Source organism: Cellulomonas xiejunii (assembly GCF_024508315.1).
Lineage (GTDB): Bacteria > Actinomycetota > Actinomycetes > Actinomycetales > Cellulomonadaceae > Cellulomonas > Cellulomonas xiejunii.
This window is the reverse complement of the sequence record NZ_CP101987.1, coordinates 47718-73914: the sequence shown is the minus strand read 5'-3', so window position 1 is coordinate 73914 and position 26197 is coordinate 47718. Positions and strand designations below refer to the sequence as shown.

At 73.1% G+C, this 26197-nt stretch carries 21 protein-coding genes and 2 pseudogenes; 15 read left to right on the top strand and 8 right to left on the bottom strand.

Annotated elements, in window-relative coordinates; all coding sequences use genetic code 11:
* Positions 1 to 2: 2 nt before the first annotated feature.
* Positions 3 to 527: a hypothetical protein gene (locus NP048_RS00350; RefSeq protein ID WP_227576996.1), complete on the bottom strand. Its 525-nt coding sequence runs from the start codon at positions 525 to 527 to the stop codon at positions 3 to 5.
* Positions 528 to 665: 138 nt separating this feature from the next.
* Here NP048_RS00350 and NP048_RS00345 point away from each other — a divergent pair, with 138 nt between their 5' ends.
* On the top strand, positions 666 to 1286 hold the full coding sequence (locus NP048_RS00345) for a YigZ family protein (RefSeq protein ID WP_227576995.1): 621 nt from the start codon (positions 666 to 668) through the stop codon (positions 1284 to 1286).
* Between the two features lie 19 nt (positions 1287 to 1305).
* Here NP048_RS00345 and NP048_RS00340 read toward each other — a convergent pair whose 3' ends face one another.
* Positions 1306 to 2952, bottom strand: coding sequence for an ABC-F family ATP-binding cassette domain-containing protein (locus NP048_RS00340; protein ID WP_227576994.1), 1647 nt, complete (start codon positions 2950 to 2952; stop codon positions 1306 to 1308).
* Positions 2953 to 3096: 144 nt separating this feature from the next.
* Here NP048_RS00340 and NP048_RS00335 point away from each other — a divergent pair, with 144 nt between their 5' ends.
* Complete coding sequence (locus NP048_RS00335) at positions 3097 to 4068, top strand: LacI family DNA-binding transcriptional regulator (protein WP_256769389.1); 972 nt, start codon at positions 3097 to 3099, stop codon at positions 4066 to 4068.
* Between the two features lie 55 nt (positions 4069 to 4123).
* On the opposite strand, the gene NP048_RS00330 is transcribed toward NP048_RS00335, so the two are convergent.
* The gene (locus tag NP048_RS00330) at positions 4124 to 4657 is read right to left on the bottom strand and encodes an NINE protein (RefSeq protein WP_227576992.1); all 534 of its coding nucleotides are present in this window, start codon (positions 4655 to 4657) and stop codon (positions 4124 to 4126) included.
* Between the two features lie 51 nt (positions 4658 to 4708).
* Complete coding sequence (locus NP048_RS00325; protein WP_227576991.1) at positions 4709 to 5815, bottom strand: DNA glycosylase AlkZ-like family protein; 1107 nt, start codon at positions 5813 to 5815, stop codon at positions 4709 to 4711.
* 378 nt (positions 5816 to 6193) lie between these two features.
* Between NP048_RS00325 and NP048_RS00320 the strand changes: the two genes are divergently transcribed.
* Entirely contained in the window at positions 6194 to 8017 is a 1824-nt protein-coding gene (locus NP048_RS00320; protein ID WP_227576990.1) for a phosphoenolpyruvate carboxykinase (GTP), read from the top strand.
* Here the strand turns inward: NP048_RS00320 and NP048_RS00315 are convergent.
* On the bottom strand, positions 8014 to 9432 hold the full coding sequence (locus NP048_RS00315) for a helix-turn-helix transcriptional regulator (protein ID WP_227577211.1): 1419 nt from the start codon (positions 9430 to 9432) through the stop codon (positions 8014 to 8016). The genes NP048_RS00320 and NP048_RS00315 overlap by 4 nt on opposite strands.
* 548 nt (positions 9433 to 9980) lie before the next feature.
* Between NP048_RS00315 and aceA the strand changes: the two genes are divergently transcribed.
* Complete coding sequence (gene aceA / locus NP048_RS00310; protein WP_227576989.1) at positions 9981 to 11336, top strand: isocitrate lyase; 1356 nt, start codon at positions 9981 to 9983, stop codon at positions 11334 to 11336.
* Between the two features lie 89 nt (positions 11337 to 11425).
* Positions 11426 to 13090: a malate synthase A gene (gene aceB, locus NP048_RS00305; RefSeq protein WP_227576988.1), complete on the top strand. Its 1665-nt coding sequence runs from the start codon at positions 11426 to 11428 to the stop codon at positions 13088 to 13090.
* An 85-nt stretch (positions 13091 to 13175) separates the two neighbouring features.
* Here the strand turns inward: aceB and NP048_RS00300 are convergent, their stop codons facing one another.
* The 3 genes from NP048_RS00300 to NP048_RS00290 all read right to left on the bottom strand — a co-directional run bounded on the left by NP048_RS00300 (position 13176) and on the right by NP048_RS00290 (position 17223).
* Positions 13176 to 14027, bottom strand: a complete 852-nt coding sequence (locus tag NP048_RS00300) for an isocitrate lyase/PEP mutase family protein (protein ID WP_227576987.1) — start codon at positions 14025 to 14027, stop codon at positions 13176 to 13178.
* 63 nt (positions 14028 to 14090) lie between these two features.
* Positions 14091 to 15557 carry a DNA-3-methyladenine glycosylase 2 family protein gene (locus tag NP048_RS00295; protein ID WP_227576986.1) on the bottom strand — a complete coding sequence of 489 codons (1467 nt, stop codon included), beginning with the start codon at positions 15555 to 15557 and terminating at the stop codon, positions 14091 to 14093.
* Between the two features lie 292 nt (positions 15558 to 15849).
* On the bottom strand, positions 15850 to 17223 hold the full coding sequence (locus tag NP048_RS00290) for a S1 family peptidase (protein ID WP_256769388.1): 1374 nt from the start codon (positions 17221 to 17223) through the stop codon (positions 15850 to 15852).
* Positions 17224 to 17330: 107 nt separating this feature from the next.
* Between NP048_RS00290 and NP048_RS00285 the strand changes: the two genes are divergently transcribed.
* The 10 genes and pseudogenes from NP048_RS00285 to NP048_RS19425 all read left to right on the top strand — a co-directional run.
* Positions 17331 to 17729, top strand: a complete 399-nt coding sequence (locus NP048_RS00285) for a hypothetical protein (protein ID WP_227576984.1) — start codon at positions 17331 to 17333, stop codon at positions 17727 to 17729.
* A 187-nt stretch (positions 17730 to 17916) separates the two neighbouring features.
* Positions 17917 to 18369 carry a helix-turn-helix domain-containing protein gene (locus NP048_RS00280; RefSeq protein ID WP_227576983.1) on the top strand — a complete coding sequence of 151 codons (453 nt, stop codon included), beginning with the start codon at positions 17917 to 17919 and terminating at the stop codon, positions 18367 to 18369.
* Between the two features lie 248 nt (positions 18370 to 18617).
* Positions 18618 to 18719 (top strand): annotated as a pseudogene (locus NP048_RS19375) (IS30 family transposase); the annotation flags it as partial.
* A gap of 574 nt (positions 18720 to 19293) precedes the next feature.
* Entirely contained in the window at positions 19294 to 19890 is a 597-nt protein-coding gene (locus tag NP048_RS00270; RefSeq protein ID WP_256769387.1) for a hypothetical protein, read from the top strand.
* The gene (locus tag NP048_RS00265; protein WP_227576981.1) at positions 19887 to 20918 is read left to right on the top strand and encodes a peptidoglycan-binding domain-containing protein; all 1032 of its coding nucleotides are present in this window, start codon (positions 19887 to 19889) and stop codon (positions 20916 to 20918) included. Before NP048_RS00270 ends, NP048_RS00265 begins: the two co-directional genes overlap by 4 nt.
* Positions 20915 to 21556, top strand: coding sequence for an ATP-binding cassette domain-containing protein (locus tag NP048_RS00260; RefSeq protein ID WP_227576980.1), 642 nt, complete (start codon positions 20915 to 20917; stop codon positions 21554 to 21556). Before NP048_RS00265 ends, NP048_RS00260 begins: the two co-directional genes overlap by 4 nt.
* A complete protein-coding gene (locus NP048_RS00255) occupies positions 21553 to 22647 on the top strand; it encodes a hypothetical protein (RefSeq protein ID WP_227576979.1) in 1095 nt (364 codons plus the stop codon). Before NP048_RS00260 ends, NP048_RS00255 begins: the two co-directional genes overlap by 4 nt.
* 162 nt (positions 22648 to 22809) lie before the next feature.
* Entirely contained in the window at positions 22810 to 23679 is an 870-nt protein-coding gene (locus NP048_RS00250; protein ID WP_227576978.1) for an arginase family protein, read from the top strand.
* 780 nt (positions 23680 to 24459) lie between these two features.
* Positions 24460 to 24615 carry a hypothetical protein gene (locus NP048_RS00245; RefSeq protein WP_227576976.1) on the top strand — a complete coding sequence of 52 codons (156 nt, stop codon included), beginning with the start codon at positions 24460 to 24462 and terminating at the stop codon, positions 24613 to 24615.
* A 335-nt stretch (positions 24616 to 24950) separates the two neighbouring features.
* Positions 24951 to 26033 (top strand): annotated as a pseudogene (locus NP048_RS19425) (variant leucine-rich repeat-containing protein); the annotation flags it as partial.
* Positions 26034 to 26197 lie beyond the last annotated feature (164 nt).

Genomic DNA, 26197 nt, shown 5'->3' with positions numbered 1-26197 from the left:
TGTCAGGAGCGCTCCGACGGCTCCGGGACCAGCGCCAACGCGGCGCTCAGGGCCCCGAGGACCAGCCCCGTGCGGGTGTGCGCGAACCGCACACCGGCCGCCGCGCGGGCCTCAGCCCGGCGGAAGAGCCACTTCTCGCCCGCGATCGTCAGCGCCACGGAGGCGGCGAGCACGACCGCACCGCCGACGGCGATCGCGGTCTTCGTCGAGGGTGCTGCGTCGTCGGTCGCGACGCCCGACCCGTCGACACCCTGGCCTGCGGGGCTCCCGTCCGTCCGGTGGGTGCCGTCCGTGCCCGGGTCGCCGTCCACGGCGACGCCGTCCTGCCACGTCGAACGCAGCTCACGCCACCCGCCCCGGTTGGCAGGCGCGACCGCGTTGGCCGCGCCGGCGGCAGCGAGGCAGGCGGCCTTGAGCCAGCCGCGTGCGGCGCGGGACCGGGTGACGTCGGGGACGGCGTAGTACGCGGCGGTCGCCAGGCCGGTGAGAGCGGCATTCAGGGCTCGGGACCTGGGGTTCGTGGTCATGGTGGGCCTCCTGTCGTCGAGCCGCCACGGTAGCGAGCCGGGCGACGGCGCCGCATCGGTCGCCGGGACGACCGGGGTCGGTCGCGGGACGGGTGGCGTGCGTCGGGGCGCCCGACGCGTGGCATCGTGGGTGCTGCCATGCGCTCCTACCTGACCATCGCCCGGGACGGTGAGGCGACCCTCGAGGTCAAGCGGTCCCGGTTCCTGTGCACGCTGCGGCGCGTCGGGCAGGAGGCGGACGCGCGGGCGCTCGTCGAGGAGATGCGGCGCACCCACTGGGACGCACGGCACCACTGCTCGGCGTTCGTCATCGGCCCGGACGCGATGCTGCAGCGCTCGTCCGACGACGGCGAGCCCGCGGGCACGGCCGGTGCCCCGATGCTCGAGGTGCTGCGCGGGCACCGCGTCAGCGACGTCGCCGTGGTGGTGACGCGGTGGTTCGGCGGGATCCTGCTGGGCGCGGGCGGGCTCGTGCGGGCGTACGGCGACGCGGTGTCGGCCGGGCTGGCGGAGGTCGGCACGCTCGAGCGGCGGCTGCTCGAGGAGTGGAGCGTGCGCCTGGACCACACCGAGGCGGGACGCGTCGAGGCCGAGCTGCGCACGCGCGGCGTCGAGGTGCTCGACACCACGTACGCGCAGGACGTGCGGCTGCTGCTGGGTGTCACGGACCCGCGGGCGCTCGTGGCGACCGTCGCGGCGCTCACCTCGGGGCGGGTCGAGCCGGAGCGCGTCGGCGAGCGCTGGGTCGACGTGCGCTGACGCGGGCCGTGCCGCCGCGTCAGTCGGCCCGGACCTCCGAGACCTGCCCGTCCTCGACGTGCCAGCGCCGCGTCAGCCGCACGGTGTCGAGCATGCGGCGGTCGTGCGTGACCAGCAGGATCGTGCCGTCGAACGACTCCATGGCCTGCTCGAGCTGCTCGATGGCCGGCAGGTCGAGGTGGTTGGTCGGCTCGTCGAGGACCAGCAGGTTGACACCGCGGGCCTGCAGCAGCGCGAGCGCGGCACGCGTGCGCTCCCCGGGCGACAGGGACGCCGCCGGGCGGCCCACCTGGTGCCCCGCGAGGCCGAACTTCGCGAGCAGCGTGCGCACGTCGGCCGTCGTCCAGTCCGGCACCTGCCGGGCGAACGCCTCGCCGACCGGCTCGTCGCCCTCGAACGCCGCGCGCGCCTGGTCGACCTCCCCGACCAGCACGCCCGGGCCCAGGGACGCGCTGCCCTCGTCGGGCGTCAGGCGTCCCAGCAGCAGACCCAGCAGCGTGGACTTGCCGGAGCCGTTGGGTCCGGTGACGGCGACCCGGTCCTGCCAGTCGAGCTGCAGGTCCACGGGGCCCAGGACGAAGTCCCCGCGCCGCACCACGGCCGCCCGCGTCGTCGCCACGACGGCACCGGAGCGCGGCGCCGTCGCGATGCTCATCTGCAGCTGCCACTCCTTGCGCGGCTCCTCGACCGTCTCGAGCCGCTCGATCATCTTGTCCGTCTGCCGGGCCTTCGAGGCCTGCTTCTCGGACGTCTCGCCGCGGTGGTGCTTGACGTGCTTGTCGTTGTCGCTCGCCTTGCGGCGGGCGTTGCGCACGCCCTTCTCCATCCACGCGCGCTGCATGCGGGCGCGCGCGTCCAGCGCGGCACGGCGGCCGGCGTAGTCGTCGTACGCCTCGCGCGCCTGGCGCCGCGCGGTCGAGCGCTCCTCGAGGTACGCGTCGTACGAGCCGCCGTACGTCACGACGCGCTGCAGGCTGCGGTCGATCTCGACGACGCTCGTCACGGTCCGGGCCAGGAACTCGCGGTCGTGGCTGACGACGACGATCGGTGCCTGCGCGCGCTCGACGAACTCCTCGAGGCGGTCCAGGCCGTCGGCGTCGAGGTCGTTGGTCGGCTCGTCGAGCAGGTACAGGTCGAAGCGCGAGAGCAGCAGCGCCGCCAGGCCGACGCGCGCCGCCTGCCCGCCGGACAGTGCCGTCATCGGCAGGTCCAGGTCGACCGCGAGGCCCAGGTCGTCGGCGACGACGCCGAGGCGGGTGTCGAGGTCCGCGCCGCCGAGCGCCATCCACCGCTCCAGCGCGTGCGTGAACACGTCACCCGCCCCGGGGGAGTCGGCCGCGAGCGCGTCGGACGCGGCGTCCATCTCCCGCTGGGCGTCGGCCACACCGGTACGACGCTCGAGGAACCCCCGCACCGTCTCGTCAGGGTGCCGCTCGACCTCCTGCACGAGGTAGCCGACCTGCGCGGTCGGCGGGGACAGCGCGACCGTGCCCGCCTCGGGCGCGCGCCGGCCGGCGAGGATGCGCAGGAGCGTCGTCTTGCCGGCGCCGTTGGGGCCGACGAGGCCGACGACGTCGCCCGGCGCGACGACCAGGTCCAGGCCGGAGAACAGCTCGCGGTCACCGAACGCCGCGCCCAGCGCCTTGGCCTGGAGGGTTGCACTCATGCGGACCATCCTGCCTGCCTGCCAGGGGTCCGCCGTACGGGTTTCGCCACACCCGACGTCCGGCGCACCACACCCCTGCCACCGCCCGGGGTCGGCCCCCTAGGCTGGCAGCACCGGACGCGAGGAGGCTACGACGTGTCGCGCGTGACCAGCGCCGACGTCGCTCGGGAGAGCGGCGTCTCCCGGACGACCGTGTCGTACGTGCTCAACGACCGCACCGACGTCGTCCTCACCGACGCCACCCGGCAACGCGTCATCGCGACCGCTGCCCGCCTGGGCTACACGCCGTCCGCCGCGGCTCGGGCCCTGCGCTCGGGGCGCAGCGACCTCGTGCTGTGCGTGCTGCCGAACTGGACCTTCGGCCCGGCGATCGACAGGCTCATCGAGCACCTGAGCACCGCCCTCGCCGCGCACGGCCTGTCCGTGCTGGTGCACATCCGCCACGGCGACCGCCCGCTGGACGAGCTGTGGCGTGCGGTGACGCCGTGCGCCGTCCTGGGGCTGTCGCCGTTCGCCGAGGCCGACGCGAAGGCGATGCGGCAGGCGGGCATCGCGGTCGTCGGCACGACCCTCGACGACGACCCGCGGCCCGACGTGTTCGCCGTCCCGCAGACCAGCATCGGCGCGCTGCAGGCCGACCACCTCGTCGAGCGCGGCCACCGCGTCCTCGCGTACGCGGCACCCGACGACGACCGCCTCGCCGCGTTCGCGGACCGGCGGCTGGCCGGTGTCCGCCACGCGTGCGCGCGCCACGGGCTGCCCGCACCCCACGTCACGACCGTCGACCTCGACGTCGCGTCCGCGTGCGACGCCGTGCGGGCCTGGCGCGAGCAGGGCGTCACGGGCGTCGCCGCGTACAACGACGAGGTCGCGCTGGCCGTGCTCGCGGGGCTGCGCGCGGCCTGCCTCGACGTGCCCGACGAGGTCGCCGTCGTCGGCGTCGACGACATCCCCGCGGCCCGCGTCGCGACCCCCGCGCTGACGACCGTGTGGCAGGCCATCGACGCGCAGGCCACCTACCTCACGGCCGCCGTGCTCGCCGCGCTGCGGCTTGCCGAACCACCTCCGCCGCAGTCGTGCGACGTGTTCCACCTGGTGCCGCGCGCGTCGACCTGACGACCGGCGGGCCTCACTCCGGAGCACCACCCCTCCGGACGCCGACCCGCGCCTCTCAGCCGCGCAGCTGACGACCCCAGGCGTCCCGCGCGAAGCGGCCCCGGCGTGAGCCGAGCACCAGCAGACCCTCGGTGAATCCCCACACGCCCATGGCGAGCGCGGCGACGCCCAGCGTCAGCGGGCCGAGGACGAGCGTGGTGCCGAGCATCCACAGCCCGCGCCGCCGGTGACCCAGGTAGAGCGCGTGCAGGCCGAGACCGCCCAGGAAGACACCGAGCAGCCCGGCGAGCACCCGCGAGCGCGGCCAGGGACGCCCCGGGAGACGGACGAGCACGGCCGGGTCCGACGAGGAGACGTCCGTGAGTGCGACCCGTCGCGGACGCCACGACGTGACGCGCCGCACCAGCGCGGACCAGTGGCTGCGGGCCTCCGCCATGACGGGTACCGCGTCCTGGAGGTCCGGGACCGGTTCCGCGGGGTACCGCACCGCGGTGCAGGGCGCGGCCGGTGGAGGCGTCCGGCGCGGCGGCACCCGGGTCACGACGGGGCGCTCGAGGTAGTCCTCGAGGTCCAGGTACGTGTCGGTCACGGGTGCTCCCGCCGGTCGGCTGCGGTCGGTCCGTCGACCGTACCGCGCCGGTCAGGACGCGATGAGCAGGTCCAGCTCGAGCCACCGCGCCAGGTCGTCGATCTCGCGGTCGACGTCGGCGGTCATCGTCGCCGTGAACGGGACGTCCCGGTGCAGCGCCGTGACGCGCAGGACGCCGGCGCGCACGTCGGCGGTCGCGTCGAGCTTGCCGACCAGCCGGTCGCCGTGCAGCACGGGCATCGCCCAGTAGCCCCACCGGCGCTTCGCTGCCGGCTTGTACATCTCGAGCTGGTAGTCCGACTCGAACAGCTCGGTCATCCGCTTGCGGTCCAGCACGAGGCGGTCCAGCGGGGACAGCAGGGCCGCCCGGGCGTCGAGCGGCTGGTCCAGGGCCGTCGGGTCCACGCGCCACGTCCCCCGCACCCCCTCGACGATGGCCGGCTCCCCTGCCTGGCCCACGTCGTCCGGCTCACCGGGACGCTCGCTCGCGCGCGGCCGTGCGATGCCTAGCGCCCGCAGCCGCCGCTCGTCCCGGATGCGCCGCGCCTGCGCAGACGGCACAGCCGGGGTGTCGGGGTACACGCGTGAGGCCAGGTCCCAGAGCTTCTCGCGTCGCTCGGTGCCGGACACGGCCACCTCGCCGCGCGCCGCCATGACGCCGAGCAGCATCTGCACGCTCCGGCGGTCGTTCCACCCCGTCGAGCGCCAGGGCTGCGCGCACGTGTCGGGGATCCGGCTCGCGGGCAGCGGGCCGTCGGCGCGCAGCAGCTCGAGCACGTCCTGCCGGGCCGCCTCGTTCGCCTCCGCCCACTGCCGCACGCCCTCACGCCACTGCGGGACCTCTCCCCTGCCCGGCCACTCGTCCATCTCGGCACGGAACAGCGCGACGTCCTCCGCCGGGCGCAGGAACCCCCGGATCTCGACGAGCCGCTGCTGGTCCACCAGGTCCCGCAGCTCGAGCGGGTCGTAGTCGCTGCCGATGCGGCTCCACAGCACGACGTCGGCGCTGGGCGCGACCGCGCTCGTCGGGTCCGGCTGCAGGACCGTGAGGTGACGCACGACGTCGAGCACGCCGGTCGGACGCCCCGCCGCGAGCAGCTGGGCGCGTACCGCGACCCGGCGCGCGTCGGCGCGGGTCAGGTGGTGCGGCCGCGTCATGGCGCCACGGTAGGTCGAGGTGGCCGGTGGGGCACCCGCGTCAGTCCCGGCGGAACCGCGCGCGATCCGTCACGGTGCTGACCGCCTCGGCACGGTCGGGCAGGAGCCGGGTCGCCCACCAGGGTCCGCGCGCGCGTCGTGTCCCTTTCCGCCTCGAGCAGGTCCGCACGCCTGCCGTCAGGACCGGCTCCACGCGGCCTGGGCGCGAGGCGCCGCAACCTCTTCCGTCACCAGGAAGATCCCCCGAACTTCTCCCGCGCGCGGCTCGCCGCGGCGCTCGTGCAGGTCCACGGTGGAGATGCGGCTCCGGTGCGGTGCCGCAGGTGCACGGACCACGCGCCACGGCGGTGACGCCGTGCCGCACGGGAGGGACGGACGATGACGACGCTCGACACCCCGGCCACGGCGACCGGCGCCCCGACGACCCACGCGGACCTGCGCGCCTGGGTCGCGGCGACGGCGGAGCTGACGCAGCCCGACGAGGTCGTCTGGTGCGACGGCTCGCCCGAGGAGTACGCGCGGCTGTGCGAGCTGCTCGTCGCGCAGGGCACCTTCGTGCGGCTGGACCCGCAGCGTCGTCCCCGCAGCTTCCTCGCGCGCTCCGCGCCGGACGACGTGGCGCGCGTCGAGAGCCGCACCTTCATCTGCTCGGAGCACGAGGCGGACGCCGGCCCGACGAACAACTGGCGCGACCCCGCCGCGATGCGGGCTGAGCTGCGCGGCGTCTTCGCCGGCTCGATGCGCGGGCGGACCATGTACGTCGTGCCGTTCGCGATGGGTGCGGTCGGCTCACCGCTCGCCGAGTACGGCGTGGAGCTGACGGACTCCCCGTACGTCGTGGTGAGCATGCACCTGATGACGCGCGTGGGGACGGCCGTGCTCGAGCACCTCGGCGACGACGGCGCGTTCGTCCCGGCCGTCCACAGCGTCGGCGCACCCCTGGCACCGGGCGACGACGACGTGCCGTGGCCGTGCAACCCCACCAAGTACATCGTGCACTTCCCCGAGTCCCGCGAGATCTGGTCGTACGGGTCCGGGTACGGCGGCAACGCGCTGCTGGGCAAGAAGTGCTTCGCCCTGCGGATCGCGTCCGTCATGGGGCGCGACGGGGGCTGGCTCGCGGAGCACATGCTGCTGCTACGGCTGACGTCCCCGCAGGGCCGCGCGTTCCACGTCGCCGCGGCCTTCCCGTCGGCGTGCGGCAAGACGAACCTGGCGATGCTCAGCCCGACGCTGCCCGGCTGGACGGCGCAGACGATCGGTGACGACATCGCGTGGATGCGGCCGGGTCCCGACGGGCGGCTGCGGGCCATCAACCCCGAGGCCGGGTTCTTCGGCGTCGCCCCCGGCACGGGGCCGCGCACCAACCCCGCCGCGGTCGAGATGGTCGCGAGCGACACGATCTTCACGAACGTCGCGCTGACCGACGACGGCGACGTGTGGTGGGAGGGCCTGACGGACGAGCCGCCGGCCCACCTCGTCGACTGGCGGGGCCAGGACTGGACGCCCGACGCCGACCGCCCCGCCGCCCACCCCAACTCCCGGTTCACGGTGCGCGCGGACCGCTGCCCGACGATCGCCCCCGACTGGGACGACCCCGAGGGCGTGCCCGTCGACGCGATCCTGTTCGGCGGTCGTCGTCCGTCGACCGTGCCCCTGGTGGTGCAGGCGCGCGACTGGGCGCACGGCGTGCTGCTGGGCGCGACCGTGTCCTCCGAGCAGACCGCGGCCGCCGAGGGCACCGTCGGTGAGCTGCGGCGCGACCCGTTCGCCATGCTGCCGTTCTGCGGGTACCACGTGGCCGACCACTGGGCGCACTGGCTGCGCGTCGGCGAGCGGCTGGGGGCCGGTGCGCCGGCGGTGTTCTGCGTCAACTGGTTCCGCACCGACGCCGACGGGCGGTACCTGTGGCCGGGGTTCGGGGACAACGTCCGCGTGCTGGCGTGGGCGCTGGGACGGCTCGACGGGTCGTCGGCCGCGGTCGACACGCCCGTCGGCCTGGTGCCCGCTCCGGGGGCGCTCGACGTCACCGGGACGGACGTCGGCGACGGCGAGCTCGCGGCGCTGCTGGACGTGCCGACGGACGCCTGGCGGCAGGAGGTGGCGCGGACCGCCGCCTGGTTCGACGAGGTGGGCGAGCGTGTGCCGGCCGCGGTGCGGGACGCGCTGACCGATGTCGAGCAGCGCCTCTGGCGGGCCTAGGACCGAGGCGCGTGCCGCTCGAGGAACTCGTAGACCTCGGTCTGGTCCACGCCGGGGAACACGCCCACCGGCAGCGCGGCCAGCAGCGACGCGTGCGGCCGCGCGCTCGGGAACGCCTGGTCCTCCCAGCGGCTCGCGAGCGCGCGCGGCGCCTCCCGGCAGCACGACGCGTCCGGGCAGCGCGACGCCGAGCGCTCCGTCGTCTCGCGTCCCCGGAACCAGCGGACGTGCGCGAAGGGCGTCCCGACGCTCACGGAGAAGGCGCCCTGGGATGACCCCTGCACGCGCGACGTGCACCAGAACGTGCCCGACGACGTGTCCGTGTACTGGTAGTACGGGCTGAACCGGTCGTCGAGCGTGAACACCACGCGCGCCGTCCACTGCCGGCAGACCGGCTGCCCCTCGATCGCCCCCAGCGGGTCCGACGGGAACACGACGCCGTCGTTCTCGTACGCCTTGTGCAGCGTGCCGCCCTCGTGGACCTTCATGAAGTGCACCGGGATCTGCAGGTGCCGCGTGGCGAGGTTGGTGAAGCGGTGGGCCGCCGTCTCGTACGGCACGGCGTAGGTGTCGCGCAGGTCCTCCACCGACAGCCGCCGCTCGGCCTTGGCGTCGCCGAGGAACGCCACGGCCGAGGCCTCGGGGATCATCAGCGCCGCGGCCAGGTAGTTCGCCTCCACCCGCTGGCGCAGGAAGTCCGCGTAGTCGACGGGCTCGGAGTGCCCCAGCACGTGCGACGCGACCGCCTGCAGCAGCGGCGAGCGTGAGTCGTTGTGCGCGGCACCGGTCTGCGGCAGGTAGATGCGCCCGTGCGCGAGGTCCGTGACCGTGCGCGTCGAGTGCGGCAGGTCGGCGACGTAGTGCAGCGTGAAGCCGAGGTGCGCCGCGATCTCCGCCGTCGCGCGCTGCGACAGCGGGCCACCGTGGTGCCCGACGGCGTCGAGCAGGGTCCGCGCGTGCTCCTCCAGCTCGGGGAAGTAGTTGTCCTGCGCGCGCATCCGGGCGCGCAGCTCGGCGTTCGCGCGCCGCGCCTCCTCCGGCGTGGCGGCGTTCTCCGTCAGCAGCCGCTGCACCTGGTCCTGCAGCGCGACGAGCGCCTCGAGCGCGTCGGACGGCAGCGACCGACCCACCTTCACCGTCGGCATGCCGAGGCTGGCGAACAGCGGGCCACGCTGCGCCCGCTCCAGCTGCACCTCGAGCGCGGCACGGCGCGTGGGGGGCTCGGGGCTGAGCAGGTCCCGCAGCGGGACGCCGAGCGCCTCGGCCACCTGCGCCAGCAGCGACAGCTTGGGCTCGCGGTGCCCGTTCTCCAGCATCGACACCTGCGACGGCGCCCGCCCGATCGCGCGCCCGAGGTCGTCGAGCGTCATGCCCCGCGCGGTGCGCAGGTGGCGCACGAGGCGGCCCAGGACCAGGGTGTCGACGGTCGCGCTGCCCCCGTCCCCGGACCCGCGGGAGACCGGGTCGGTACCGGCGTCCGCAGTCCTGCCGCGAGACGTACCAGGCTCGGCAGACCTCGGGCGTCCCACCCCTCCCCCGGGCGCGCGGGAGGCCGACGCGGCCCTCGAGGCCGCGACGCGACCGGCCGCAGGGTCGATCGCGCGTCGGGGGTCCGGGGGCCGGGGTGTCGTCGTCGTCACCGTGTCAGCGTCACACCGTGGGAACGGTCCCGTCCAGGAGAAGCATCGAGATGCTTCCGTGGTTGATCGGCTGACGTGCACGGATGCGCCGATCTTCCGCGGCGAACCGGTCGATTCCCTGTGAAGAACCGTCACTCTTCACATCGGCTCGTTCGAGCGGTGCGACGACCCGGCCTGTTGCGCGCCGCGGAAGAGTCCCCGATCTTCCGCAGCCGCGACCGCCCCACGGCCCTCGTCGAGCGGGCACGTTGGTCGTGGGACGCCGCCCGGCTCCCCCGACCGGACGCCCTGAGGGGCGACGCACCGACGCGAGAGGCACGACGATGACCGCTCCCACCACCCCGCTGGACGACCTGCAGGCCCCCACCGCCGCCGTCGCGGGTGCGGTCGACGTCCGTCCCGGCGCGCAGACCCGCACCGCCGAGGACCTCGAGCACGAGTGGCGCACCGACCGGCGCTGGGCCGGCATCGAGCGACGGCACACGGGCGCCGACGTCGTGCGGCTGCGCGGCTCGGTCCGGGAGGACCCCACCCTGGCCCGGCGCGGCGCCGAGCGCCTGTGGGAGCTGCTGCACACCCGCACGCACGTGCCGGCGCTCGGGGCGCTGACGGGCAACCAGGCCGTCCAGCAGGTCCGCGCGGGGCTCGAAGCGATCTACCTGTCCGGCTGGCAGGTCGCCGCCGACGCGAACCTGTCGGGCCAGACGTACCCCGACCAGTCGCTCTACCCGGCCAACTCCGTGCCGGCCGTCGTGCGGCGCATCAACAACGCGCTGCTGCGGGCGGACCAGATCGACGTCGCCGAGAACGGCGCGCCGACGCGTGACTGGCTCGCACCGATCGTCGCCGACGCCGAGGCCGGCTTCGGCGGCCCGCTCAACGCGTACGAGCTCATGCACGCGATGATCGCCGCCGGTGCCGCGGGCGTGCACTGGGAGGACCAGCTCGCCGCGGAGAAGAAGTGCGGCCACCTGGGCGGCAAGGTCCTGGTCCCGACGTCGCAGCACGTGCGCACGCTGTCCGCGGCACGGCTCGCGGCCGACGTGGCCGGCGCCCCGACGGTCGTCGTCGCCCGGACCGACTCGCTCGGTGCCGACCTGCTGACGTCCGACGTCGACGAGCGCGACCAGGAGTTCCTCACCGGTGAGCGCACCGCCGAGGGGTACTTCCGGGTCCGCCCGGGCCTCGACGCGGTCGTCGCGCGAGCCCAGGCGTACGCGCCGCACGCCGACCTCATCTGGGTCGAGACGTCGACGCCGGACGTCGCGCTGGCCGTCGAGTTCGCGGAGCGGATCCACGAGGCGTTCCCCGGCAAGCTCCTCGCCTACAACTGCTCGCCGTCGTTCAACTGGCGCGCACACCTCGACGACGCGCAGATCGCGCGCTTCCAGCGCGAGCTGGCGGGGCACGGGTACGCGTTCCAGTTCATCACCCTCGCCGGCTTCCACGCCCTCAACGAGTCGATGTTCACGCTCGCCCGGGGCTACGCCGAGCGCGGTATGAGCGCCTACGTCGACCTGCAGACGGCCGAGCTCGCCGCCGAGGCCGACGGCTACACCGCGACCCGCCACCAGCGGGAGGTCGGCACGGGCTACTTCGACCAGGTCGCCACCGCGATCAGCCCCGACAGCGCCACCCTCGCGCTGGCCGGCTCCACCGAGGCGTCGCAGTTCCACTGACCCCACCGGCCCGACCGCTCGCGGGAGGGCTGCCCGGCCCCCGCCCCGCGGCGGAGTCCCCACATCGCTGACGAACCCAGGAGCACGTCATGACCCTCACCGACACGTCGCCCGAGGCGACTCTCACCCCGCCGTTCGCGCGCCCCCGGATGATCGTGACCGGCCCCCGCGTCGACGGCACCGACCTGGTGCTGTCCCCCGGGGCGACGGACTTCCTCACCGACCTGCACCAGCGCTTCGCGGGCCGGCGGCACGAGCTGCTGCTCGCCCGTCAGCGACGCCGCGAGCGTTTCGCCAACGGCGCGGACCCCTCGTTCCTGCCGCTGACGGCGCACATCCGCGCCGACCGGACCTGGCGCGTCGCCGGCCCGGGGCCGGGCCTGGAGGACCGTCGCGTCGAGATCACCGGGCCGACCGACCGCAAGATGACGGTCAACGCGCTGAACTCCGGTGCGAAGGTGTGGCTCGCGGACCACGAGGACGCCATGAGCCCCACGTGGACGAACGCGATCTCGGGCCAGGTGAACCTGTACGACGCCATCCGCGGGCAGGTCGACTTCACGAGCGCGGAAGGCAAGGAGTACCGGGTCGGGGCGACGACGCCGACCATCGTCTTCCGCCCCCGCGGCTGGCACCTCACCGAGAAGCACGTGCAGCTCACCGACCGCGCCGGCCAGTCGTGCGCGGCCTCCGCGTCGCTGTTCGACGCCGGGCTCTACCTGTTCCACAACGCGCAGGCGCTGATCGACGCGGGCCGCGGCCCGTACCTGTACCTGCCGAAGATCGAGGGTCACCTCGAGGCGCGGCTGTGGGACGACGTCTTCCGCTTCACCGAGACGTACCTGGGCCTGCGACACGGCACGATCCGCGCGACCGTCCTCATCGAGACGATCACGGCCGCGTTCGAGATGGAGGAGATCCTCTACGAGCTGCGCGACCACTGTGCGGGCCTGAACGCCGGACGCTGGGACTACATCTTCAGCATCATCAAGAGCTTCCGTGCCCGCGGGCCGCGGTTCGTCCTGCCGGACCGTGGCCGCGTGACGATGACGGTCCCGTTCATGAAGGCGTACACCGAGCTGCTCGTCGCGACGTGCCACCGCCGCGGTGCTCAGGCCATCGGCGGCATGAGCGCGTTCATCCCGAACCGCCGCGAGCCCGACGTGACGGCACGCGCCCTGGAGCAGGTCCGGGCCGACAAGGAGCGCGAGGCCGGCCAGGGCTACGACGGCACGTGGGTCGCCCACCCCGACCTGGTGCCCGTGGCGCGCGAGGTCTTCGACGCCGCCTTCGGCGACCGCACCGACCAGCGGCACCGCCTGCGCGAGGACGTGCAGGTCACCGCCGCCGACCTGCTCGACATCCCGTCCGCGGGCGGCTCGCAGCCAGGCGCTGTGACCGACGCGGGCCTGCGGCAGAACGTGTCGGTCGCCGTGCGGTACCTCGAGGCGTGGCTGCGAGGGCTCGGCGCCGTGGCCATCGACAACCTCATGGAGGACGCCGCGACGGCGGAGATCTCCCGGTCGCAGGTGTGGCAGTGGGTGCACCAGGGCACGACGACCGCCGAGGGCACCGTGATCGACGCCCCGACCGTCCGTGAGGTGCTCGCGGACGTCCTCACCGACGTCGAGCGCCGCGAGGGCGACCGCTTCGACGACGCCGCCGCGCTGTTCGGCGAGGTCGCCCTCGCGGACGACTTCCCGACCTTCCTCACCATCCCCGCCTACACCCGGCACCTGGTGACGCGGGACTGATGGGGGCGGTCCCGGGCGTGCGGTCAGGTGCCCCGGCCGCGCCGGACGGTCGTCGACGTGCCGGTACGGCACGAAGGACCTCTCGTCAGCCGCGCGCGCTCAGCGCCTGGAGCGCGCCGTAGTCCAGCGCGTCCCCCGCGACCGGGAGCTCGCCGTCCCGCAGGAACGCCGTGGCAGCCGCGCGCGCCGTGGTGTACGCGGCTTCGGCCAGGGCCGTGCCGACGCTGACCCTGCGGACACCCGCCGCGGCGAGTGCAGCGACGCAGGGGCCGCCCGGCACCGCCATGGCGTTGATCGGCGCGGGGACGGCCCGTGCGATCCTCTCCAGCTCGGGCAGGTCGAGCAGGCCAGGGACGAAGACGCAGTCGGCGCCGGCCGCGACGTACCGACGCGCCCGTTCGACGGTCTCGTCGAGCCGTGCGTCCGCCGCGCCGACGCCGCGCAGGTAGACGTCGGTCCGCGCGTTGACGACGATCCCCGGGAGCCCCGCGGCAGCAGCGGCCTCGCGCGCGGCCACGATCCGTGCGACCTGCGCGTCCACCGGGTGGAGCGACCCCGCCCCGGGGTCGAGGTCCTCGACGTTCACCCCGACGGCGCCGGCGGACACCACGAGCCCGACCGTGCGTGCGACGTCCTCGGGTGCGGGCCCGTAGCCACCCTCGACGTCGGCGGTCACCGGCACGTCGACCGCCTGCACGATGCGGCGCACGACCTCGGCCGTCTCCTCCCGGGTGAGCAGCTCACCGTCGCCGCGTCCCAGCGACCAGGCGACACCTCCGCTCGTCGTCGCCACCGCGGCGGCGCCGGCCGCTACGACGATCGCCGCGCTGCAGGCGTCCCAGGCGTTGGGCAGGACGACGAGTCGGTCGTGCAGGTCCCGGAATCGCTGCGCACGCTCGGCGGCCGATGCCGGTGCACGGTCGGGGGTGGTGGTCATGGCGGTTCTCCTGGGTGTCGGTGAGCGCTTCATCGGGTCTCCTGGCCGCGATCGGGTGCCGGCTCACGAGGGCATCTGGTTGACGGGGTGGTCACCGACGGCCCACAGGTACTGGACCGCGTACGCCCGCCACGGTCGCCACGGGGCGCTGCGCCGGGTGAGGGCGCCAGGGGTCGAGGGAAGACCCAGCCGCTGCGCCGCCGCGCGCACCCCGAGGTCGGACGGCACGAACGCGTCGGGGTCGCCGAGCGCCCGCATCGCGATCATCTCCACCGTCCAGGGCCCGATCCCCGGCAGCGCCGTCAGGCGGGCGCGCGCCTCCTGCCAGTCGCCGCCCGCTCCGAGGTCGACGCTGCCGTCGGCGAGCGCCTCGACGAGCCGCAGGACGGCGTGGCGTCGGGACGTCGGGAACGCCAGACGGGCCGGGTCGAGCGAAGCAAGGCTCGACGGTTCCGGGAACAGGTGGGTCAGGCCGCCGTGGGGATCGTCGATCGGGGTTCCGTGCGCGACGACCAACCGGGCCGCGTGGGTGCGCGCGGCGGCCGTCGAGACCTGCTGGCCCAGCACGGCCCGCACGGCGAAGCCCTCCGGGTCGGTCGTGCGCGGCACGCGGCGGCCGGGTGCCGCGTCGACGAGGGGCTGCAGCACCGGGTCGGCACGCAGGGCGTCGTCGACGGCCACGGGGTCGGCGTCGAGGTCGAGCAGGCGGCGGCAGCGCGCGATCGCCGTCGACAGGTGGCGCAGGTCGCTGAGGACGAGCTCGCAGACGACGTGCTGCGGCATCGGACGCAGGGAGGCGATCGCGTGCCCGGTCCCGAGCCGCAAGGAACAACGGAACGCGCCGTCACGCCACTCCTCCACACCGGGCACCGCGGTCTCGACGAGGTGGCCGAAGAGGTTGTCCGGGCACAGCGGCTCACGGAAGGGCAACCGCACGGTCAGCACCCCGGGTGCAGCGAGCTCGCTGCCCGTGGCACGACGGCGCAGCTCGGTGGGGGCCAGCGCGAAGACCTCACGCACGGTGTCGTTGAACGACCGGACGCTGGAGAAGCCGGCGGCGAACGCCACGTCGGCCATCGGCAGCCGTGTGCCCTCCAGCAGGATGCGCGCCGTCTGTGCCCGCTGCGCGCGAGCGAGGGCGAGCGGTCCCGTCCCCAGCTCCTCGCGCAGGTGGCGTTCGACCTGCCGCACGCTGTACCCGAGTCGCGTGGCGAGCCCGGAGACCCCCGACCGGTCGACCACGCCGTCGGCGATGAGCCGCATCGCCCGCGCCGTCAGGTCGGCCCGCTGGTTCCACTCCGGCGAGCCGGGGCTGGCGTCCGGGCGGCACCGTTTGCACGCCCGGAAGCCGGCCTGCTGGGCCGCGGCCGAGCTCGGCATGAACCGCATGTTCGCGACCTTGGGAGGGGGCACCGGGCAGCTCGGCCGGCAGTAGATGCCCGTGCTCAGGACAGCGGTGAAGAACCAGCCGTCGAACCGGCTGTCCCTCGACTGCACAGCGCGGATGCAGCGCTCGGTGTCCTGGTGCACATCGCCAGTCTTGTGCCCGTCGGCGACGTGCGTCTGGCGAGAATGCGACATCACCCTCACGGCGCCGAAGCCGGGCCGGCGCGCGCAGGGAGTCGACTCCACGGAGTCCGGGCAGACCCCTGCGGGGTGACCGCGGCACCGCGTGCGCGTCGAGCGCTGCCAGGCCTTCGGCTCCGAGGCCGGCCCGCGCTGCCGCACCCTCGGCGAGCGGCGCGGCACGCCGATCCACGCCGCGCGCCTCCGGACGGATGCGGACGGCCCGCCACGACGTCGCGGCGGGCCGTCCGAGAGCTCACTTGTTGGTGATGAGGATGCTACGGCCGGTCTGCTCGAGGTAGAGAGAGATCGGCGCGATGAGAACCTGCGCGCTGCACTCGCGCCCGCCCTGCGTGCCGGGGACCCCCTGGCACGAGTTCGGGTCCGGGTTCGACATCCCGCTGATCGTGCCGGCGGCGCGGGCCTGCACGTAGCCGTTCCCGTCGAGGGAGGCGGCGACGGACGGGCCCCCGCTGTCTCCGCTGCCGACCGACGAGACGCCGTTGACCTGGAGCGTGCGGACGAGTCCGGTGTAGCACGGACCGGTCAGCCCGTAGCAGGCGGCAACGCCGGTATCGACAACCTGGTTCCCGCACCAGGTTCCGGAGTACGACCCGGAGTGGCACCAGTGGTTCCCGACGATCGGCACCACCGCACCACGGATGGGAGCGGCGGAGTTGGTATTGGTATCGCCCCAGAAGACGTACGGCGCGTGCTCGATCGATTCGTTCGCGTCGGGCCCCATGACGGCGATCGCGTCGCTGACCTTGGCCTCGCCGCTGGGAACCCACCCGAACTTTGTCGTGGCGCCGGCGGCGCCCTTCATCCAGTTCGTCTCCGGGCCGCCGCAATGGTGAGCGGTGAGGATCATCGACTTCCACCCGGTCGCGAGGGGGATGCCGATGGGAAACGACGTGGTACAGGACTTGTACTTGTTGTCGCCCACGGGTCGGGAGATGCGCGCGCCGGCGATGAAGGGCTTCCCGTAGAGAAGCCGGCTCGAGACCTCGAACCCGGGCGAGCGCTCCACGGTGATCGGGTAGTCACTGAGGCCCTCGACGGCGGCCTCGTCCTCGACGGCGGCCTCGTCCTCGACGGCGGCCTTGTCCCCGCCCCGGGTCATCGGCAGGCTCTCGTCCGAGACCAGCCCGACGACGAGGCCGTCGCCGGTCGTGTTCGGCGCAGCGAACGCGATCGGCGTGCCGTCGGTGGTGGTGCGCAGCAGTGCGATGCGCTCCGCCTCCGCGAGCAACTCTGATCGGGGCACGGCGTCCTCGACGATCTCGCCGGTCTTCCCGAGCCCACGGAGCCCGCCGGTGAGGCTGCCCTTCTCGGGGCCGCTGTGGTGGGCTTGGACCACCTCGCGCTCCGCGTCCCAGGCGAACCACACGTCCGGGTCCGGTGACTTCATGCCGACCTTCCAGAGCTCCTCCTCGACCTTGAGGGGCACGGTGCCGAGCGCGCCGACGAGGTCCGGGGTGACCCTGGCCCGCTCACCCGGGGCCTTGCCGGCCACGGCCACCGTTCCCGGCGGCGTCGGCTCCTTGCCGCGCGCAGTGGCCGCGGTGGGCAAGGTCATCAGCATGACGGCAGCGGCCGCGATGACGATCGTGATGCGATGTGGCCTCATGGGTTCCTCTCGTCGTGGAGCGGGCGCACAGGCACTCCACTCCAGTGGGGGGTACGGCGGCGGGGAGCCGCCGTCGTCAGGTGCGCTCGACCACTACGCTCGAACGCATGGCATCCGGACCCATGGCTCATGCAGCGGTCCTCGCCGTCGTGGTGGTGCTGGGCGGGTGCGCCACGCAGCCGCCGATGGCGCACATCGGTCCGTCGATACCCGCGGCCGCGTGCAGCGAAGCGTTCGCCGAGATGCGCCGGGCTGCCGCCGACACGGTTCCGGTCAACCTTTCGGACCCGGACGGCCGCGCGATCGAGCTCATCGGGCTCGAGGGCTGCGCCAACACCGAGGAGTGGTTCGCGGCTGCGGGCCAGAACCCCGACCTCGTGGGGGCGGCGGACCCGACGACGATGGATTCGACCGTCTTTGCCGAGCGTTGCCGCGTGGAGTGGCCCGAGCTGCGTGGCTCGCGGGTGTGCACCGACGCCATTGCGACGGGGCTCGTCCCGGACTGAGCACAACGCGGCCGCTCTCGCCCCGCATGGAACACGTCGCCCCCGGATCCGCGTCTGGTGGTCACGTAGGCGCTCGTGAGTGATGCGATCCTGTGACCTCAGTGTCAGGACCAGGGGCTAGGACACCCCTCCTCCACGGAGGGCGTGATGCAGATCACAGTTCGGGACGGCCGTCGCGGCGATGTCGATGCGCCGTGTCACGAAGGGGCCGGGCCGTCGGCCGCAGTCGGCGAAGCGGGCCCGGTTCATGGAGTTGCGGGCTCGGGGGTGGCCGATCGCGACAGCGGGACGGGAGGTCGGGGTCTCGCGGACGACGGCCGCGAACTGGGCCCGCGGCTACAAGGTCTACCGCGGTGGCCGCGTCGTCGGGACCGTCGCGCCGCTCGATCCTCTTGCGGTCCGCGTGATCAGTGCCCGCTACCTCTCGCAGGACGAGCGGATCACGATCGCCCCGGAACTGGGTCGGGCGCCCTCAACGATCTCACGCGAGATGAGACGCAACGTCAGCAGCAGCAGGGGCTACCGACCGTTCGAGGCGCACCGGCAGGCCACCCGTCGACGAGCCAAGCCGCGCTGCCGCCGCCTGGAGATGAACCTGCCGCTGCGCGAGTTGGTCGGTGAGCTGCTGGCGCAACGGTGAAGCCCTTCGCAGATCGGTCGGCACCTGCGGATCACCGTTGCGGACCGGCCGTGATCACCGACGCGCTCACCAGCGTCGCGGGCGGCGCCGGCCGAGGTTCGAGCAGACGATGCTCTCGATCCACGACGGCCCGTTCCCGCCCGAGGACCGCACGCAGCCCGGGCACTGGGAGTGCGACCTGATCGTGGGACCGGTCACCGCTCGGCGACCGGGACGTTGGTTGAACGCCACACCCGCGCGACGCCGCCGTTTGCTTCTGCGACCCTCACGCGCCCTGGCAGCGCGGCAGCAACGAGAACACCAACGGCCTGCTGCGTCAGTACTTCCCCAAGAGCACGGACCTCACCCTCACCCCGCACGCATGCGCAACACGCGCACCGCGGCCTTGCGCGAGCAGTCGCCCGCCAGGCTTTCGAGGCGAGATCATGCGCCTACGACTCACGCGGTCACACACTAGTTGACTCGACTCGGTCACGACTGCCAAGATCACCACGCACCTCCACCCCAGGCGCCAGCGGGAACTGCGTCACCAGACAGGAACACAATGAAGCGTTCATTTCTTGCGACAATTTCCGCTGCCGCTCTGATTGCTGGCCCGATCTTCGCCGCGGCGCCGCAAGCGCCCTCCAGACGTCGGTCCCCGGCGTCGGCGTGTGCACCGTGAACGTGGGCGCGCCGTCGAACGGCGCGACCTCGTCGCGCCGTTCGTGCACCCAGAGCCGCTCGTTCTACCGGTACCGCGACTCGGGCGGCACGCTGCGCAACGTGTACGGCAGCTGGGGCTCGTCCTCGTCGGCCTACGGGGGGGCTCATGGTGACGTCCCGCCAGGTGAGGGCGTACTACAACGGTGGCTACTCCTACTGGCTCGGCTACTGACCCTCATGCCGAATCGACACCTTCGGGCGTCGGCCGCGTCGTCCCTCGTGCTCGCCCTCGCGGCGTGCACGGGGGGCGGCGCTCCCGCCCGTGACGACGTGGCCCCGATGTGGGCAGCCGAGATCGACCGCATCCTCGCCGACTCGCCGAGCGATCTGGAGAAGCGCGCCCTTGCCGACGGAAAGATCAGCGACGGCGAGATGAGCGAAGCACGGAACGCGTTCAAGTCCTGCATAGAGGACCTGCCGTACGGATTCGACGTCGAAATTCTCCCGGATGGTGGATTCGATATCGGTCCTCTCGACAAGTTCTACGACTCCTTCTCCTCGGAGGAGGAGGGCCGAGCCGCTTACCAGGCCCTGGTCGACGATTGCGAAACCGGGACGACGGGCGCCCTCGGTATGCTGCACGCCGCGATGCGTGACAACCCTCAGGGGAAGACTTCCGTCCAACTGATCCGTGAGTGCTTCGACGAGCACGACGTGAAGGACGGTGCGGGACTGACGGACGACGCGTTCAAGGATCTGCTCGAGTCCCCCGACTACACCCCGAGCACGGCGTGGGCGCAGAGCTGCTTCATCGACCCGGAGAGTGACGTCCTCATGGAGGAGCCGATGGAGCCGCTCCAGCAGGACACGGAGTGACCCGTGGGAAGCGGACCGGGCTGTCATGGGCAGCCGGCACCGTCGGACTGGCCGCGCTCGCTCTCGTGGCAGCAGGTGCGGCCATCGGTGCCGTCCTGCTGCCCGAGCAGGTCTCCCCGTCGCTCGGCCCGGCCCAGGGGGACCGATTCGTCGCGGTGAGCACCGAGTCGTACGACGGCGCCCGCAAGGTCCAGCTCACGCCGGAGGTCACGGAGTCGACCGAGCTCACGGTGACCGACTCCGGTCGCATCACCGCCTCCACGTGCGCGCCGGGAACCGCTCTGGTGTCCGGCTCGAGCCCGCTGACCGTGGACGACCGGCCCGTGCTCGCCCTGGCAACCCCTACGCCCCTGTGGCGGGACCTCGACGTCGACGCCCGCGGGCCCGACGTGCGAGCCCTGCAGGAGGAGCTCGCGCGGCTCGGCCACCCCGTCAAGGCGGATGGCGTCTACGGCACGCGGACCCGCGACGCGGTCAAGGCGCTGATGCGCGGCATCGGCGTCGAGCGTCCGACGGGCGCTCTGCCCGTCGCGTCCGTCCTCTGGCTTCCCGCCCAGGAGGTCCGGACGGCGACGTGCGCCGTCCGTCCGGGGGATCGCCTGACGGACGGCGTCGTGGCCGAGGTCGCCGGCGGACTGACCTCCCTCAAGGTCGCCGACCCCGCCGAAGGTGAGTGGGTCGTCCGGTACCGGGACGTGACGGCGCCCGTTCCCTCCGACGGCAAGGTCGTCGACCCCACGTTCCTCGCTGCCGTCGAGGCGGGCCCGGAGCTCGAGCTCGCCCTGTCGGACGACGGCTCCGGGACGATCGACGTGGAGTACGCCTGGGCGGCACCGGCCGACGTCGCCGTCGTCCCGCCCAGCGCTGTCACCTCGCTCGCCGGTGGTGCCGGCTGCGTCGTGACGGAGGAAGGCGTCAAGCCCGTCACCGTCGTCTCGTCCGCTCTCGGCCAGACCCTGGTGACCTTCGAGGGGCCCGTGCCCGCGCGCGTCGACACGCGCCCCGCTGCAGGGACGACCTGCCGGTGAAGACCGTCCGAGCCCGCGGCCTGAGTCACGCCTTCGCCGGCACGGGCCCGCTGTTCACCGACCTCGACCTCGACCTCGTCCCGGGTGAGATCGTCGCTCTCGTCGGACCGTCCGGGTCGGGCAAGTCGACCCTCCTGTCGATCATCGCCGGGTGGGTTCGACCCACTGCGGGGACGATCGAGCGCGAGGGCATCACGCACACCGGATGGGTCTTCCAGAACCCCCACGGAGTGCCTCGGCGCGCCACTCTCGACCACGTGGTGCTGCCCTTGATCGCGCAAGGGCTGCACCGTGCGGACGCCGAGAACGAGGCGCGAAGCCTCATGGAGCGGTTTGCGCTCGCCCACGTCGCGGACCGTCCGTTCCGGGCCCTGTCGGGTGGTGAGGCGCAGCGTCTCATGCTCGCCCGCGCCACGGCCACGGGGTCGGACCTCATGCTCGTCGACGAGCCCACGGCGCAGCTCGACCTCTCGACCGCCGGGACGGTCAACGCCGTGCTCGCCGGGATCGCCCGCGACGACGGCATCGTCGTCGTAGCGACCCACGACCCCGCCACCCGCGACGCCTGCACGCGCGTCGTCGACCTCGCCCACCATCAAGCGCAGGCGACCTCGACCGCCGGGCAGGGGACGGCGTGACGGGACGCATGCGCGTCGGCTCGGTCTGGTCGGAGGCCGTACGCAACATCGCGAGCCGGACGACCCGCACCACCCTGCTGGCGCTCGTCCTCACGCTCGGTGCAGGCGGCCTGGCCTGGGCCGACGTCCACTCGTACGTGGGCGTGGTCAGGGACGCGGAGACGTACCGGTCGTCAGGCTCGGCCGTGCGGACGGTGACCACCGAGGGCAGTGAGGTGAACGGCCGCCGATGTGACGCCCTCGCCGGGACGGCCGGGGTCGTCGCGGCCGGAGCCCTGCGCCCCGGTGTGGCCCTCGATCTGCTCGCCCTGCCCGGGACCGACCTGCGCACCTGGGAGGTGACGCCCGGCGTCGTTGATCTGCTGGCTGCCGCCGGGGCCTCACCCGTCGCGGGCAGCGCAGGCCCCGGGGTCTGGCTGTCCGACGACCTCGCGCTCGCCCTCGGGGCGCGTCCCGACGACGAGCTCGCGACGTCCGGAGGGACGGTGCGCGTCGCGGGTATCTACACGTGGCCGGACGACGGGCGCGCCCGCGACCTCGGGTACGCGGTCCTGTCCCCCGTCGCCGCAGCAGGCGCGTTCGACCGGTGCTGGGCGCAGGTGTGGCCGGTCGACGAGGGCGTGGCCGGGCTGCTGCACACTGCGCTCGAGCCGGCCGGCGTCGCGGCGTCGCGCACCAGCCCGCTCAACGCGAGTCTCGGCTCGTCGCTCGACGGGCCCCAGCTCCTCGCCGCACGACCCACCCGCCTCGCGCCGCTCGCAGCCGCGATGCTGGGCGCCGCACTCGGCCTGCTGGCCGTACGTGCGCGTCGACTCGAGATCGCGAGCGCGATGCACGCGCGGGTCCCGCGGGCGCACCTCACCTGGCAGCACGTGCTCGAGGCCGCGGCGTGGGTCGGGGGCGGGACGGCGCTGTCGGCCGCGCTCGTCGCCCATGCGGCCATCGACGGCAACCCGGACCCCGCGCTCGCCGCGTGGATCACCGGCATGCGGACCGTCCTGGCGGGTGGTGCCGCTGCAATCCTGGGGATCCTCGCCGGTGTCGTGGCGACCCGGGAGAGCCATCTGTTCCGGTACTTCAAGGAGCGGTGACGCCGTGGGTGCGCCTACCGGGCGCCGGGTCTCGCAGCGCCGCGAGGGCGTCCGCGCCGCCACCCCACCACCGATCCGGCGACCGATTCCGACAGGCGTCACCACCTCCTGTCTCGTTGAACCAGTGGCCAGCGCCACGTGCCCACGGGCATAGTGGACGCCGTGCCCGCCCGGATCCGCCTGCTGGAGGTCCCCTACGACTCGGGCTGCCGGGACGTGCGCCACGGTGCCGGCCCGCCCGCCCTCGTCGCCGCAGGTGCTGCGCAGCGGCTGGCCCACCACGGTGCTGTCGTCGACCACGGGCGCGTCCAGCTCGCGGCCGGCCCCGGTCCGGTCGTCGAGGCCGCCGCGGGCACCGAGGTGATGCGGCTCGTCGCGCAGGACGTCGCCGCCCACGCCGGCCACCTGCCGGTGGTGCTCGCAGGCAACTGCGGGGTGACGCTCGGGGTCGTCGCCGGCCTGCGTGCCCTCGCGCCCGAGCGGCGCGTGGCGGTCCTGTGGCTCGACGCCCACGGCGACCTGCAGACGCCCGCGACGTCGGCGAGCGGGTTCTTCGACGGCATGAGCCTGGCAATGACCACGGGCCGGTGCTGGCAAGGACTCGCCGCGAGCGTGCCCGGGTACGCGCCGTCGCCCGACGACCGCACGGTGCTCGTCGGCGGCCACCAGCTCGACGAGGCCGAGCGCCGGCTCCTTGACGGCCCCGGACCGACGTGGTTGACCGTGGCCGACGTCCGGGCGGGGCGGGCGGGGAGCGTGCTCGACGGGGTGCTCGCGCACGCGGACGCGGTGCACGTGCACGTCGACCTCGACGTGCACGACACGTCCCTCCCACCGGCGAACTCCTACGCCGCGCCGGGTGGCCTCACGCCCGACGAGGTGCGCGCCACGGTGCTCGAAGCCGTCACGCGACTCCCGCTCGCGTCGGCGACCGTCGCCTCGTGGGACCCGACCCACGACGTCGACGACCGCATGCGTGACGCAGCCCTGGGCCTGCTGGAGCTCCTGGGCACGCTGGCTCCGGCCCTGTGAGCCCGGACGACCACCTCCAGCCCGACCCCTGGCAGGTCGAGCTCGGAGAAGAACCGTCGCCCGAACCGCTCGACCGGCATACCTCGACCAGAGCCGGCGCCGCCTGCCGCGGGCGACCGCCTGAGAGTCCACACCTGTTCGCCCGGCCACCGCCGGGCCGCGTCCGCGAGCACCCCAGAGCAGCCCCATGCACCCCCGGAACCACGAAGCTCCCGGTCAGAGAACCCTGACCGGGAGTTTCGGTACTGCTCGAGCGGTTCCTTCCGGAAGCTCCCACTGTGGGGTCTTGGGACAACTCGCTACCCGGTGCGAGCGGAAACCTGCAGGTCAGGCCTGGTACACGCTAACGGGCGCCCCGGGTACACACCGATGCGCGGGTCGAGCCCACGCTGTCGGACGGTTGGTCCACACTGATCGCAAGCACACCCGACGGAGGACCGGATGCCGGAACGCACGCACTTCGACTCGCTCGACGAGGCAATGGCTGCACTCGGCGTCCCGCTCGAGAGCCGATCGCTCCCTGCGAAGAGTCCCTACATCGCAGTGCGCCCACTCGGCGAACGCGTAATCAAGACGTACGTGAACCGCACGTTCATCGACCAGTGGCTCGCTCCCACGCGCTACGAGCGGACGCACACCGTCGGCGGGATTGCAGACGGGCCCCACGCGCGATGACTCCTAGAGCGCTGCGGATCGCTACACAACGCGCCCAGCTCGACGATCGCGGCGTCGACTCCACCAACAGGACTGCGGCAGACCGCCGGACGATAGCCTCGCGCCATGTCTAGCGAGTTCCAGGCGCCGGTCGACGCCGACGAATCCGAGGAGGAGCTCAAGGAGTCCGCCGGCGCGGAGCGCAAGTTTGACGCCTGGTCGACCGAGCCGGGCTCACTCCGCGAGGCCCTCGTCGGGCTCGAGGACAGGACCATCCGGTGATTCTCTTCCCCCGAGCCGCAGCCAAGAACCCGGCGACGAACCCGAGTGTCTTGGAACGCCTCTCGCAGAGCGAGAACCCGCGGGTCATCGAGTTGGTGGCGGCAAACACTTCGACGCCGAGGCGTGCGCTCGAGCGTTTGGCGGCTGGCCGCAACTTGAAAGTACGAGCAGTGGTAGCGGGCAACACCTCGACCCCTGCAGACGTCCTGGCGTCCCTGGCTGCAGACCGCAATGAGGCTGTGAGGCTGGCGGTCGCCTCGAACGAGAGCGCGTCGAGTGCGGCGCTCGATTCTCTCCTGAGCCAACTACGGGGCGCTGGCAGTCCCAGCGGAACTATGCGCGTTGCCGTGGCGCGCAACGAGAACGCGTCTCCAGCGCTGCTCTCGAACCTTGCCAAGGATCCTTCGGCCGAGGTTCAAGTTGCCGTTGCAACGAACCGTGCAACGCCATTGAGTGCGCGGGCAGAACTGTTCAAGAAGGCTCACCTGCGGCCCCTCATCATCGCGACTGGCCACGTTGAGAGCCCGGCCGCCCGCGTCAAGGTCGCACAGTCACACCAGTACTCGCGGCCGAGCGGAGTCCTCGAGGTGCTCGCCCACGACGCGGACGTCGACGTGCGCCGAGCCGTTGCCGCGGCGCCGGACACGGGACCCGAACTGCTCACGACGCTCTGCAGCGATCGGGATGCAAGGGTCGTCGCCGTGGCGAAGGCGGCGTCTGAGAAAGACCCCACCGAGCTGAGTCGAATGGCTGGTAGCACCGACGAGCTCGTGCTCTCCGTCGTCCGCCGGAACCCCGGTACGCCGGTGGAGGTGAAGGGCGCCCTGGCGGTCCGTCTGCTTCCGAACTCTGATGTCGAGACCCTGCGGCAGATCGCCCGCGATGAAACCACGCCGTCCGAAGTCCTCAACGCTCTGGCTTCCCACGCAGATCGGAGCGTGCGCTTCTCTCTCGCATCGCGAGGAGGGCTTCCGACTCAGGCTCAGGTCCGACTCGCGGGCGACCCGCTTGAAGAGATTCGCAAGGCCGTCGCCGTCAACGCGACGACACAACCCCTCCTACTGACGCGACTGGCCTCGGATAGCTCCCCGGAGGTTCGTCAGGAGGTTGCGAAGAACGCCAGCACCCCACCTGAGGTCTTCACGACACTGGCCACGGACAAGGATCCTGAGGTTCAGGTCGCGATCGCGGGTAACCAACAAGCACCGCAGCACGCACTCGCCTTGATCGCGGCCAACGGTCATCAGCCGCGGAGGCCGGGCTGGGGCCGTCCGAGCCAAACGACCTATCCAGACAAGGACGACCCTCGCGTCGCGGTGGCATCCAATCCAAACGCACCTGCCGAAGCTCTTCGCGTAATCGCAGGTTCTCGGAGCGACCTGCATGGGCTCTTGCTCCGCAATCCGGCGACGCCAGGAGACGTGATCGACCAGCTCACCCGTGGGCTGCTGGTGGAACGAGCAGAAAGGCGGTCAAGCAGAACGCGCTGGGTCCCGACTGGGGACGAGAATGAAGCTGAGGGGATGCTCTGGGCAGTCCAGGGAAATCCCTCAACGCCCGACGAGACTCTGCGCTTTCTGCT